This is a genomic window from Pseudoduganella sp. R-31 (assembly GCF_049913235.1).
In the GTDB taxonomy this organism is placed as follows: Bacteria; Pseudomonadota; Gammaproteobacteria; order Burkholderiales; family Burkholderiaceae_D; genus Rugamonas.
Window position 1 is genome coordinate 3,780,523 of sequence record NZ_CP183986.1, and the last position, 12,657, is coordinate 3,793,179.

A 12,657-nucleotide genomic window follows, 5' to 3' on the forward strand; every position below is an offset into this window, starting at 1 on the left:
CCGGGGCGTTAGTCCCAGGCCGGCGCCAGGCCTTCCGGGTTGACCATGCGGCAGTTGCGTTCCAGCGCTGCGATGTCGGCCATGTCCTGCGCGGTCAGTTGAAGGCCGGTGGCCTGGAGGTTTCTGGCCAGGTTTTCGCGCTTGGTTGATGTATTGTTCGACCGGCACCTTGCTCAGCGGCCAGTGGATCAGCGCCAGGTCGACGTAATCTGTGCGCAGCTTGGCCAGGCATTCTTCCAGGCTGGCGACCAGCCGGTCGGCGGCAAAGTTGTCGTTCCAGACCTTGGTGGTCAGGAACAGCTCCTTGCGGGCGACGCCGGATTCGGCGACAGCCTGGCCGACTTCGGCTGCCACTCTAGCTTCAAGACTTTTGCGGAAAAGGCGGGTTTTCCGCGAAAGACATTTGAGCAATAATCAAAGATATGAAGACTACCCTTGACGAAATGCAGGCCTTTATTGCCATTGTGGCCACAGGATCGATCAGCGCCGCCGCTGAACGCCTGGGACTGACGGTTTCCGCAGCCAGCCGCACCCTGACCCGTCTCGAAGAGAAACTCGAAACCACGCTGGTCCGCCGTACCACGCGCCGCCTCGAGCTGACCGAGGAAGGCAAGGCTTTCCTCGAATGCGCCCGCACCATTGTCGCCAAGGTGGAGGAAACCGAAGAGAAGATGTCGCTGCGCCGCCAGGGCCCAGCCGGGAGGCTGCGCATCGATGCGTCGACGCCCTTCATGTTGCACGTCATCGTGCCGCTGGTGAACGGCTACCGCGAACGTTTCCCGCGCGTGGAGCTTGAACTGAACAGCAATGAAGGCATCACCGACCTGATGGAAAAGCGTACCGACGTCGCCTTCCGCATCGGCCGCCTGCGCGATTCGACCCTGCACGCGACGCCGATCGGAACCGGCCGCCTGCGCATCCTCGCCAGTCCCGCCTACCTGGAAAAGCACGGCCCGCCGGCCAACGTGGCAGACCTGGCCAACCACACGATCCTGGGCTTCAACCAGCCGGAGACCCTTAACGACTGGCCATTGGAGGACGCCGACGGCCAGCCCGTGCACGTCACGCCGGACATCTACACCTCAAGCGGCGAAACCCTGCTGCACCTGGCGCTGCACGGCGCCGGCGTTGTCTGCCTGTCGGACTTCCTGAGCAATGCCGACCGCAAGTCCGGCCGCCTGGTACAAGTCCTGGCCGAAGAAACGTTGGAGGTTCGGCAACCGATCAATGCCGTCTACTACCGCAATACGGCACTGTCGGCGCGGATCGCGTCGTTTGTCGACTACATGAAGGAAAAACTGGGCGATCGCGCCTTCAGCGAGCCGGTATAATATCCACCCTTGCAACTGTAGGGTTATCTCAGAATGTCATTGCTTGATCACGAGCTCGAACTGCTGGCGCCAGCCAAGACCGCGGAAATTGGCCGCGAAGCCATCCTGCACGGCGCCGATGCCGTCTATATCGGCGGTCCCGCCTTTGGCGCTCGCCACAACGCCAGCAATCCGATCGAGGATATTTCCTCGCTGGTGGAATTCGCCCACCGCTACCGCTCGCGCATCTTCGTGACCATGAACACCATCATGCACGATTCGGAGCTTGACCTGGCGCGCAAACAGATCTGGCAACTGTACGAGGCCGGCGTCGATGCGCTGATCATCCAGGATATGGGCCTGCTCGAACTGGACCTGCCGCCGATCCAGCTGCACGCTTCCACCCAGTGCGACATCCGCACGGTGGAAAAAGCCAAATTCCTGGGTGACGTAGGCTTCTCGCAGCTGGTGCTGGCGCGCGAACTGACGCTCGAGAAGATCAAGCAGATTCGCGCCCAGGTCGATACTCCGCTTGAATACTTCGTACACGGCGCGCTGTGCGTGGCCTTCTCCGGCCAGTGCTATATCTCGCATGCAGACACCGGCCGCAGCGCCAATCGCGGCGATTGCTCGCAGGCTTGCCGCCTGCCATACACGCTGTCCGACAACCAGGGCCGCGTCGTCGCCTTTGAAAAGCACCTGCTGTCGATGAAGGACAACGACCAGAGCGCCAACCTGGAAGCGCTGGTCGATGCCGGCATCCGCTCCTTCAAGATCGAAGGCCGCTACAAGGACATGGGCTATGTGAAGAACATCACCGCCCACTACCGCCTGTTGCTCGATGAACTGCTGGAGCGCCGTCCCGAGTTCGCCCGTGCCGCCAGTGGCCGCACCCGCGTGCTGTTCACGCCCGACGTCGACAAGACTTTCCACCGCGGCCACACCGACTACTTCGCCAATGGCCGCCAGGACGATATCGGCGCCTTCGATTCGCCGAAATACGTCGGCGTGGAACTGGGCACCGTGGTGCGCATGGGCGGCGACCATATCGACGTCATCACCAATGCGCCGATGGCCAACGGCGACGGCTTGAATTACATGAACAAGCGCACCACGGTCGGCATCCAGGCCAACAAGGCCGAAAAGCTGGGCGATAGCGAAGACGGCCAGCGCTGGCGCGTGTTCCCGAATGAGCAAATGGCGGCCCTGCCGGGCTTGAAAGTCGGCACCGTGATCCACCGCAACCGCGACCACCAGTGGGAAGCGGCGCTGCACAAGAAGTCTTCCGACCGCCACGTGGGCCTGCAACTGACCCTGGCCGAGACTGAGGGCGGGCTGCGCCTCTCGATCATCGATGAAGACGGCATCGTCAGCGTCACAGATGCGCCGATGGCGCTGCAGCCGGCACAGAATGCCGAGCAGGCAGAAAGCGGCTTGCGCGCCAGCTTGGCGAAGCTGGGCAACACCATGTTCGTGGCCGACCACGTGGAGCTGAAACTGTCGCAGCCCTGGTTCGTGCCTTCATCGGCAATCAACGCCCTGCGCCGCGATGCGGTGGCCGCGCATGAAGCGGCCCGGCTGGCGGCCTGGCAGCGTCCACAGCGCAAGGCGCCCGCCGAACCGCGCGCTGTCTATCCGGATACGCAACTGAGCTACCTCGCCAACGTCTATAACGAAAAGGCGCGCGAGTTCTATCACAAGCATGGCGTTGCGCTGATCGATGCGGCCTACGAGGCGCACGAGGAAGCGGGCGAAGTGCCGCTCATGATCACCAAGCATTGCCTGCGCTTTTCGTTCAACCTGTGCCCGAAACAGGCCAAGGGCGTGCAAGGGGTGCAGGGCCAGGTCAAGGCGGAACCGATGACGCTCGTCAGCGGCGACCACACCTATACGCTGCGCTTCGATTGCAAGCCGTGCGAGATGCACGTGGTAGGCGCCATGAAGCCGGGCATCCTGAACTCCCCTCCTCCATCGGCGGTGCCATACAGCCCGCTGGTGTTCCACCGCAAGCGGCCGAACTAAGCCAGCAAGGCGCGCGCTTCTGCCAGCAAGCCCTCGGCGCAGGGCTTGCCAGTCTTCGATTCCCTCAATGAGACATGCCACAGGCCGATGACGCCGGCCAGCTGGCTTTCGTCTTTTGCATGTTCGATGCGGCGCACCAGGTCGGCCGCCATCAGGCCGAGGTGCTTGCGCGCTGCGGCCACCATGAATTCGCGTGCCGCCGCCAGCGCTGCCGTACCGATGGCGGCAGGATGGCTTGCCGCCGGCACCGGCGCTGGCGCCGAACTGATCCCCACCAGTCCCTTGCGCAGCAAGGCTTCCACCGCCTCCAGCATTTCGTCTTCACCCAGCCAGGTCTCGATTTCACCGAAGGCCTTTTGGCCGTCGATCAGGATCAGCACGGAGCGCTGGCGTGCCGAGAGCCCGGCGCTACGCTGGACAAATTCCACCCGGCCCGCCTCGGTCTTGCCAAATACCGTGCCGCGCAAGCGGATTCGATTTTCTGGAGTCAATTGCATGTTGACATGCTACGGGGCAAATGTGACAACTTCATTTCAGCCTTGTACATCTTCCATGATATAAAGGCATCACCACTGACCCGCTCTCCGCACCATGCCACTTCGCCTGCGTACGCTGACAGTCCTGCTGCTCGCTACTGGAGCGTATTACCTGCTGGCGCGGCTTGGCCTGATGCTCGCACTGGCGCAAAGCAATGCCAGCCCGATCTGGCCGCCATCGGGCTTCGCACTGGTGCTGCTGTTGCGCTTTGGACGGCAGTTGTGGCCTGCGATCCTCGCCGGTGCCTTCTTCGCCAACCTGGCTGTCTTCCATAACAACAACGTCGCCTCCTTGCCGGTGCTGCTGACAGTCTCGCTGACGATTGCCATCGGCAATACCTCAGAGGCACTGGTGGCCAACTGGCTGTCACAGAGGCTTGGCATCGCCGGCATGGCTCTGAATAACCAGCGTGAGGTATACAAGTTCGGCGCAGTGGCTGCTGTCGCCGCCCTTGCATCGGCGGCAGTTGGCGTGGTCTCGCTCGAACTGTCCGGCATCATCCCGCCGGCACTGACCTGGCAAGTCGCTGCCACCTGGTGGACCGGCGACTTCCTCGGAATGTTGCTGCTGGCGCCGCTGGCGATGGCGATTCCCACCCATCCAGCCTGGCCGCAATGGTCGCCAGGCCAATGGGCCTTCCTCGCTGCGCTGGCGATTGCCACGCTGGCTGTCTTCCTGAGCGATTCGCATCTCGCCGCAGCCCAGTTCCTGCCTTACTGCCTGCTGTTCTTCCTGGGCCTGGCGGCAGTGAAGCGCTGGCGTTCCATGGTGCGCATCGCGCTCGCCATCATTTCCGGCATCGCGATACCGGCCACGGTCATGGACCACGGGCCCTTTGTTTCCGGCGTCCTGCACCATTCGCTGCTCTCGCTCTCGACCTACCTCGCGATCAGCAGCATACTGGCCTGGGTCCTGGCCACGGAGGAGGAACCCGGGCTCGCGGAAAGCTACGTCTGGACCCCGATCCTGATCCTGTTGGCCTGCATGACGCTGACCGTAAGCGCCTGGGGCTGGATCACCTACGACACCGAATCCCGCACCAGCGAGCGGTTCCAGCGTGCCGCGGACAATGTGCGCGAAACCATACGCCTGCGCATGGAGGGCTACGAATCCCTGCTGCGTGCCGGCACGGCGCTGTTCGATGCCTCCTATAGCGTCGAGCGCGAAGAATGGCAGCAGTTCGTGACCGGACTGGAGCTGCCAAAGCAGTATCCGGGCGTGCTCGGCATGGGGTATGCGCGTTTTGCGCCAGCTGGCGCCGTCGCCGCGCTGAACAAGGAAATCAAGGTCTGGCCGGAAGGCGACCGCGACCTGCATGCAGCAATCGTCTACCTGGAGCCGCAATCGGAACGCAACAAGTTCGCGATCGGCTACGACATGATGTCCGAACCGACGCGCAGGGACGCCATGGTTGCGGCCATGCAAACGGGCAAAATGACTGCCAGCGGCCCCATCACGCTGGTGCAGGAGATCAAAGGCCCCAAGCAGGTCGGCTTCCTGATGTTCAATCCGGTTTATAGAAAAGACAGCGCGGGACATCGCGAATTGCAGGGCTTTGTCTACAGTCCCTTCCGCATGGGCGACCTCATGCAAGGCATCTTTGGCAGCGACCTGCGTGAGGTGCGCCTCGACGTCTACTTCCAGGACACCAAGGGGCAACTGATGTACACGAGCACTGGCAGCAGCGGGGGACAGAGCTTCACCCGCCTTTCCAGCCTGCAGTCCGTGCCGGTCGGCGACAACGGCCAGACCTGGGCATTGAATGTGCGCCCGACCGCCCTGTTCGACGCCGCGGTCGACCAGGGCAAATCCTTCATGGTGCTGGTGATGGGCACGTTGATCAGCCTGCTCTTCTTCGGCGCCAGCCGCAACCTGGTGCATGAACGTATTGCTGCCCTGCGCGCCAAGGACCAGTCGGCAAAGCAGCTCGAGCAACAGACTGCCAGCCTGGAAGAATCGGAAGCGCGCTTCAAGCTGCTCACTTCCCACATCCGCAACCACGCCATCGTGCTGCTCGACCCGACCGGCACCATCACCACCTGGAATGATGGCGCCGAAAAGCTGTTCGGCTACAAGGCGGCAGAGATCGTCGGCCAGCCCCTGAAGGTCCTGTCGACCGAAAGCCATGCGATCACCAGCATGACCCTGGCCCTGGAACACGGCCAGTATGAAGCGACCTCGCTGCGCCGCCGGCGCGACGGCAGCACCTTCCTCGGCCTGAAACAGCTGTTCCCCGTGCGCGACGACCATGGGCTCTGCATCGGCTACGCCATGATCATGCGCGACGTCACGGCCGAAAAGGCCGCCGAGAAGGAACTGAACGACGCCAAGACCCAGGCCGAATCGGCCAGCGCCGCCAAGAGCGCCTTTGTCGCCAACGTCAGCCACGAATTGCGCACGCCGATGAATGCAGTGCTGGGCGTCAGCCAGATCCTGGCCCGGACGCCGCTCAATGCCGAGCAGCGCCAATATCTCGACATGGTCTCCGGTGCCGGCCGCTCCCTGCTTGCCTTGCTCAACGATGTGCTCGATTTCTCCAAGATCGAGGCCAACAAGCTGGAACTGGTCGACGACGATTTCCTGGTCGAGGACGTGCTGTGCGCACTGGCCGCCGTGATGGCCATGACCAGCGCCGACAAGGGCCTGGCATTGTCCCTGTGCGTGGATGCGGACGTGCCTGTCTCGCTGCACGGCGATGTGCAGCGCATCCAGCAAGTGCTGCTCAACCTAGTCAGCAATGCCCTCAAGTTCACCGACAGCGGCAGCGTCACCGTGCATGCCAGCCGCGATTCGGCCGACCCCGGCATGCTGCGCTGGGAAGTCAGCGATACCGGCATCGGCATCAGCCCCGAGCAATTGCAACGCCTGTTCACACCGTTCAGCCAGGCCGACGCTTCCATGGCGCGGCGCTATGGGGGGACCGGACTGGGGCTCGCGATTTCCCAGCGCCTGGTGCAGATGATGGGCGGCACGATCGAAGTAGCGAGCACGCCGGGCCGCGGCACCACTTTCACCTTCCTGATGCCGCTGCGCGAGGGCGACCTGCCCGACCCGTACGCTTTGACCGGGGCGAAGCGCAACTGGCGCGTGCTGTACGCCGACCCCGGGCCGCACTTGCACGACGACGTGGTGCAGTTGGCTGCGCGCTGGGGCTGGCGCTGCGACACGGTTGATTCCGCGGCCGGGATCGGCGCCGCCCTGGCGCGCGCCAATTACGATTTGCTGATCTATGACAGCAGCTTCGCCGGTACCGCGCGTGCAAGCGATGTGCCGCAACGTATCTGCGTGCGCAGCGGCGCGCAGGATACAACGGGCGGCCCGCGGCCCGACCCCGAGCTGTTGCGCCCCCTGACGCGTTCCGCCCTGTTCTACGCCCTGAGCACCCAGGCCGACAAGGGAGGCGCCCAACAGGGCGCCTTCAGCAGCGGCAGCAAGGTGCTCACAGGACAATCTATCCTGCTGGCCGAGGACAATGCGCTGAACCAGCTGGTCGCGCGCAGCATGCTGGAAGCGGTCGGCGCCAACGTCCATATCGCCGAGAACGGGGCGCAGGCTGTCGATTTCCTGCGCCATGGCGAGCCGCCGGTGGACCTGGTCCTGATGGACGTGCAAATGCCGGTGATGGACGGCTTCAGCGCCACCCAGGCAATCCGCAAGGAACTGGGCCTGGACGTGCCCGTACTTGCCATGAGCGCCGGCGTCACCCTCGGCGAACGCGCCGAATGCGATGCCGCCGGCATGAACGGCTTCGTTGCCAAGCCAGTCGATGGAGATGACTTAATTACAACGATTTTGCAATTTGTTCATGCCAAGGCCCGCAATTGAAATCTAAGGAAATGACACAAACGCTATAATTGGCCGGCAGTCATTAAATTTTTGGAAATAAATGAAAAAGCTTTTCATTGGGGCTACCTTTGCTGCCCTGTCGATGCCGGCGCTTGCCGACACCTTTAGCGTGATTGAAAACCAGCCGTTATCCGAACTTTGGGTAAATCCGGGCTTCTACTCCTATCACTTCCAGCGCGACAAAGGCTTCGACGATACCAATCCCGGCTTCGGGGCCGAATACCGCTTTTCCACTGTTGCCTCAGTGACTGCAGGGCGCTTTCACAACAGCGACCGCCAGATGTCGAATTACGCCGGCGTGTATTACCAGCCCTGGGCAATCGGCCCGGTGCGACTCGGCGCCGTGATCGGCGGCTTCGATGGCTATCCAAAAATGCGCGATGGCGGATGGTTCCTCGCGGCAATTCCAGTGATCAGCGTGGAATATCAACGCGTTGGCGTTAATTTTGCTATCGTACCTACATACAAGGAACGTTTGCATGGCGCTCTCTCCGTGCAGCTCAAGTTCAAACTGATGTGATTCAAATGAACAAGCGCACATCCATTGAACACTTGCAGTCCAGCTCGCTGGAGGAATTACAGCGGCTGGCTGGATTTGTGTGTGGAAAACCGGTGCCGGCCGAGGCACTGGAGGATGAGCAGCTCTTGTTCAGCCATTTGCCGGATAAGCATTCTCCCGAACAGCATGCCGCGCTGGCCGATATCGCCCATTGCCTGCGCACCCAGCAAAGCCTGCGCCAGGGGCTGGCCCGGGCCAGGGGTTTCCTGGCCGGGTTCGCCGAGCACGCACCGGCCCCGCTCTGGATCAGGGATGCGGCCGGCAATTACGTGATGGGAAGCGGCCTCGAGCAGCAGGACGGCGCGCCTGAGAATCCGGACGTCACCAAGACAATGGAGACAACCGACGAAGGCAAGCGCCATTGGCTGGTGCATAAATTCCCCATTCATGTGAATGGCGAATCCTTTACCGGCGGCTCCGCGATCGACGTCACCACCGAGGTGGAAAAAGAACGCGCCCTGATCCGCCATGACAATTTTTATGTGCTGCTGTCGCGCATGAGCGCCCTGATCCCCCGCTCGCGCACGCTGGAGCAGCTGTGCCTTGATGCCTGCCGCCTGGCAGCGCACCAGCCCAGCCTTGATTGCGCCGCCATCAGCCGCCGCGCCGACGATGGCACGCTCTACCTGTTTGCCTCGGCCAGCCGCGAAGGCCAGGAGCGCCACTGGAGCGCCGGCGAAACGCCGCCGGACTGGCTGGCGGCGGAACTGGCGGCCCATGTGCTGGCCACCGGTCGCGTCCAGTCGGGTTCGCGCAAGGGCCACGAGATCGCGTCCTGCATGGCGGTGCCGCTGTTCGTCAACAACCAGCCCTGGGGCGTGGCGACTTTCTATTCGCGCCGCGAACAGCATTTCGACGCCTTCTATCGCGAGCGTGCCGGTGAGTTGAGCAACGAGCTGAGCTACGGGATCGAGCGCCTGGTCAATGCCCAGGAAATGCACCGGCTGGCGCGCACCAATGTGCTGTCCGGGCTGCCAAGCCGGCTGCAGTTCGAGGAAGAGATTGCCGCCCTGGCCGCTTCCGACGCGCGCGGCACGGTCCTGCTGGTCAACATCAACCGTTTCGACGAAATCAGTTCCGCCTACGGCAATGCCGCCGCCGTCGGCCTGATGCGCCATATCGCCCAGCGCCTGCGCTCGGTGGTCGCGGAAAGCATGCTGCTGGCCCACGTCGGCGTCGGCCGCTTTGCAGTCTTCCTGCCCGCGCACGGTACCCAGACTGCCGCGGAATTCATCCACGAGACGGCGGTGCCGATGCTGCAAGGCGCCTACCAGGTCAAGGAGCACAAGATCTGGTGCACCATCAACGCCGGGGCCGCCGCCCTGCCCGACGATGGCACCACGGCCGACGAGTTGCTGGTCAAGGCCTGGGACGCGCTGGCCGCGGCACGCGACCTCGACCTGCGTTTCGGACAGTATGACCGCGCCGCCGACCGCGTGGTGGCGCGCCAGATCAGCCTTGAAGTGGAATTGCGCGACGCGTTGGAACGCCAGGAGTTCGTCAATTTCTACCAGCCGAAAATCGACCTGCGCACCGGCAAGCTGACCGGCGCCGAAGCGCTGGTGCGCTGGCGCCATCCCCTGCGCGGCCTGGTGCCGCCGTCGGAATTCGTGCCGGAGCTCGAGCGCACCGGCCTGGTGATCGCCGTTGGCCGCCAGGTCATGCAGCGCGCCATGCAGGACTGGCGGGCCTGGCACGATGCCGGGCTGCAGCCGCCGCAAATTGCCGTCAACGTGGCGCCGGCCCAGTTCCGCTGCGATTCCCTGTTCAGCGACATCGAACATGCCCTGCACACGGCCGGCGCCGACAAGCAGCCGTTGTCGATCGAGATTACCGAAAGCTCCCTGGTCTCGGACCATGACCGCGTGGTCGAAATCCTCAATAAGGTGCGCGCGCTGGATGTGCCGGTGGCCATCGACGATTTCGGCACCGGCTATTCCTCGCTGTCCTATCTGGTCAGCCTGCCGGTGGACGTGATGAAGATCGACCGTTCCTTCGTCACCCGCATGTCGCTCGATGCGGGCTATATGGGCCTGGTCAGCACGGTGGTGTCGCTGGCGCACAACCTTGACCTCAAGGTCGTGGCCGAGGGGATCGAGACCGAAGAAGAAGCCAAGCTGCTCAAACTGCTGCGTTGCGAACAGGGACAGGGATACCTGTACGGCCACCCTGTCCCGGCCGACGAATTCGCGGCCTTGCTCGAACCGGCCTAGTGCTTCGATGCGGCGCGCGCCGTCGCCACCTGGTCGAGGATGTGCTTGGGCACCGCCGCGTAGTGCTGGAACTCCATGGTATAGGTCGCCCGTCCCTGCGTCAGCGAACGCAGCGAAGTGGAATAGCCGAACATCTCCGCCAGCGGCACCAGCGCGCGAATCTGCTTGCCGCCGCCACCGGGGATTTCGTCCATGCCCTGCACCATGCCGCGCCGCGTGGTCAGGTCGCCCATCACATTGCCCATGAATTCCTCGGGCGTCTCCACCTCGACGTGCATCATGGGCTCCAGCAGCTGCGCGTCAGCCCTGCGCATGCCTTCCTTGAAGGCCATCGAACCGGCCATGCGGAAGGCGTTCTCGTTCGAGTCCACGTCGTGGTAGGAGCCGAAAGTCAGCGTGGCGCGCACGTCGACCACCGGATAGCCAGCCAGCACGCCGGTATTGAGCGTCTCGCGGATGCCCTTCTCCACCGCCGGAATGAACTCGCGCGGCACCACGCCACCCTTGATGGCGTCCACGAACTCGAACCCCTTGCCCGCTTCCATCGGTTCCAGCTTCAGCACCACGTGGCCATACTGGCCCTTGCCGCCTGATTGCTTGATGAACTTGCCCTCGATATCGCTGACCGCCTTGGTCACGGTTTCGCGATAGGCCACCTGCGGCTTGCCTACCGTGGTTTCGACGCTGAATTCGCGGCGCATGCGGTCCACCAGGATTTCCAGGTGCAGCTCGCCCATGCCGGACATGATGGTCTGGCCCGATTCCTCGTCGGTATGCACGCGGAACGACGGGTCTTCCTGCGCCAGGCGGTTCAGGGCGATCGCCATCTTTTCCTGGTCGGCCTTGGTCTTCGGCTCCACCGCCTGTGAAATCACGGGCTCGGGGAAGACCATTTTTTCCAGGATGATCACCTTGTCCGGATTGCTCAGCGTGTCACCGGTGGTCACGTTCTTCAAGCCCACGGCAGCGGCGATGTCGCCCGCGAACACTTCCTTGATCTCCTTGCGTTCGTTGGCGTGCATCTGCAGGATGCGGCCCAGGCGCTCTTTCTGCCCCTTGGTCGGGTTGTACACGGTATCGCCCGAATTCACGATCCCCGAATAGACGCGGAAGAAGGTCAGCTGGCCGACGAACGGGTCGGTCATGATCTTGAAGGCGAGCGCGGAGAACGGCTCGTCGTCCGATGGATGGCGTTCGATCTCGTTGTCGTCTTCGTCGTGACCCGCGATGGCCGGCACGTCGACCGGCGACGGCAGGTACTCGATCACCGCATCCAGCATCGCCTGCACGCCGCGGTTCTTGAATGCGCTGCCGGCCAGCATCGGCACGATCTCGTTGCGGATCGTGCGTTCGCGCAGCGCCGCCTTGATCTCGTCTTCGCTCAGGGTCTCGCCATTCAGGTATTTCTCCGTCAGCTCGGGCGTCGCCTCGGCGGCGGCTTCGATCATATGGTCGTGCCACTGCTGCGCCAGCTCTTTCAGGTTCGCGGGAATGTCCTCGTAGGTGAACTTGACGCCCAGCGTCTCGTCGTCCCACATGATGGCGCGCATCTTGACCAGGTCGACCACGCCGTGGAAATTCTCCTCGGCGCCGATCGGGATCTGGATCGGCACGGCAGTGCCTTTCAGGCGGTCCTTGATCTGCCGCTGCACGCGGAAGAAGTCCGCGCCGACGCGGTCCATCTTGTTGACGAAGGCAAGGCGCGGCACCTTGTACTTGTTGGCCTGGCGCCAGACGGTTTCCGATTGCGGCTGCACGCCGCCGACCGAGTCATATACCATGACCGCGCCATCGAGCACGCGCATCGAGCGTTCGACTTCGATCGTGAAGTCGACGTGGCCCGGCGTGTCGATGATATTGATGCGGTGCTCGGGGAAGTTCCCGCCCATGCCTTTCCAGAAGGCGGTGGTCGCTGCCGAGGTGATGGTGATGCCGCGTTCCTGCTCCTGCTCCATCCAGTCCATGGTCGCGGCGCCGTTGTGCACCTCACCCAGCTTGTGGTTGACCCCGGTGTAAAACAGGATGCGCTCCGTCGTCGTGGTCTTGCCAGCGTCGATATGGGCACTGATGCCGATGTTGCGGTAACGCTCGATAGGTGTCTTGCGGCTCATCACAATCTCCTTGAACGATGCCTTGCGGGCATCTTCGATTCTATCAGTAACAGGAGTGC

The 12,657-nt window shown here is 63.0% G+C and carries 7 protein-coding genes and 2 pseudogenes; 5 read left to right on the top strand and 4 right to left on the bottom strand.

Features of this window, described 5'->3' with window-relative positions:
• Window positions 1-8 precede the first annotated feature (8 nt).
• Window positions 9-152, bottom strand: a pseudogene (dkgB, locus tag ACN9MY_RS17140) (2,5-didehydrogluconate reductase DkgB); the annotation flags it as partial.
• A 25-nt stretch (window positions 153-177) separates the two neighbouring features.
• A pseudogene (locus tag ACN9MY_RS17145) lies at window positions 178-348 on the bottom strand (aldo/keto reductase); the annotation flags it as partial.
• Between the two features lie 74 nt (window positions 349-422).
• On the opposite strand from ACN9MY_RS17145, the gene ACN9MY_RS17150 reads away from it, so the two are divergent.
• A complete protein-coding gene (locus ACN9MY_RS17150; RefSeq protein WP_426335839.1) occupies window positions 423-1,331 on the top strand; it encodes a LysR substrate-binding domain-containing protein in 909 nt (302 codons plus the stop codon).
• Between the two features lie 33 nt (window positions 1,332-1,364).
• Window positions 1,365-3,332 carry a peptidase U32 family protein gene (locus tag ACN9MY_RS17155; protein ID WP_426318041.1) on the top strand — a complete coding sequence of 656 codons (1,968 nt, stop codon included), beginning with the start codon at window positions 1,365-1,367 and terminating at the stop codon, window positions 3,330-3,332.
• Here the strand turns inward: ACN9MY_RS17155 and ACN9MY_RS17160 are convergent.
• A complete protein-coding gene (locus ACN9MY_RS17160; protein ID WP_426161658.1) occupies window positions 3,329-3,829 on the bottom strand; it encodes a hypothetical protein in 501 nt (166 codons plus the stop codon). The two genes, ACN9MY_RS17155 and ACN9MY_RS17160, sit on opposite strands and share 4 nt — an antisense overlap.
• Window positions 3,830-3,923: 94 nt before the next feature.
• Here ACN9MY_RS17160 and ACN9MY_RS17165 point away from each other — a divergent pair, with 94 nt between their 5' ends.
• From ACN9MY_RS17165 to ACN9MY_RS17175, 3 genes are all read left to right on the top strand, one after another.
• Complete coding sequence (locus ACN9MY_RS17165) at window positions 3,924-7,694, top strand: CHASE domain-containing protein (RefSeq protein ID WP_426335840.1); 3,771 nt, start codon at window positions 3,924-3,926, stop codon at window positions 7,692-7,694.
• Between the two features lie 61 nt (window positions 7,695-7,755).
• Window positions 7,756-8,235 carry a hypothetical protein gene (locus tag ACN9MY_RS17170; protein WP_426161660.1) on the top strand — a complete coding sequence of 160 codons (480 nt, stop codon included), beginning with the start codon at window positions 7,756-7,758 and terminating at the stop codon, window positions 8,233-8,235.
• A gap of 5 nt (window positions 8,236-8,240) precedes the next feature.
• On the top strand, window positions 8,241-10,487 hold the full coding sequence (locus ACN9MY_RS17175; RefSeq protein WP_426161661.1) for a putative bifunctional diguanylate cyclase/phosphodiesterase: 2,247 nt from the start codon (window positions 8,241-8,243) through the stop codon (window positions 10,485-10,487).
• Here ACN9MY_RS17175 and fusA read toward each other — a convergent pair.
• On the bottom strand, window positions 10,484-12,598 hold the full coding sequence (gene fusA, locus ACN9MY_RS17180; protein WP_426161662.1) for an elongation factor G: 2,115 nt from the start codon (window positions 12,596-12,598) through the stop codon (window positions 10,484-10,486). The two genes, ACN9MY_RS17175 and fusA, sit on opposite strands and share 4 nt — an antisense overlap.
• Window positions 12,599-12,657: the final 59 nt, after the last annotated feature.

Bases quoted from the DNA above. Each gene is read 5' to 3' on its own strand.
- ACN9MY_RS17150 (WP_426335839.1), top strand. From the start codon at position 423: ATGAAGACTACCCTTGACGAAATGCAGGCCTTTATTGCCATTGTGGCC.
- ACN9MY_RS17155 (WP_426318041.1), top strand. From the start codon at position 1,365: ATGTCATTGCTTGATCACGAGCTCGAACTGCTGGCGCCAGCCAAGACC.
- ACN9MY_RS17160 (WP_426161658.1), bottom strand. From the start codon at position 3,829: ATGCAATTGACTCCAGAAAATCGAATCCGCTTGCGCGGCACGGTATTT.
- ACN9MY_RS17165 (WP_426335840.1), top strand. From the start codon at position 3,924: ATGCCACTTCGCCTGCGTACGCTGACAGTCCTGCTGCTCGCTACTGGA.
- ACN9MY_RS17170 (WP_426161660.1), top strand. From the start codon at position 7,756: ATGAAAAAGCTTTTCATTGGGGCTACCTTTGCTGCCCTGTCGATGCCG.
- ACN9MY_RS17175 (WP_426161661.1), top strand. From the start codon at position 8,241: ATGAACAAGCGCACATCCATTGAACACTTGCAGTCCAGCTCGCTGGAG.
- fusA (WP_426161662.1), bottom strand. From the start codon at position 12,598: ATGAGCCGCAAGACACCTATCGAGCGTTACCGCAACATCGGCATCAGT.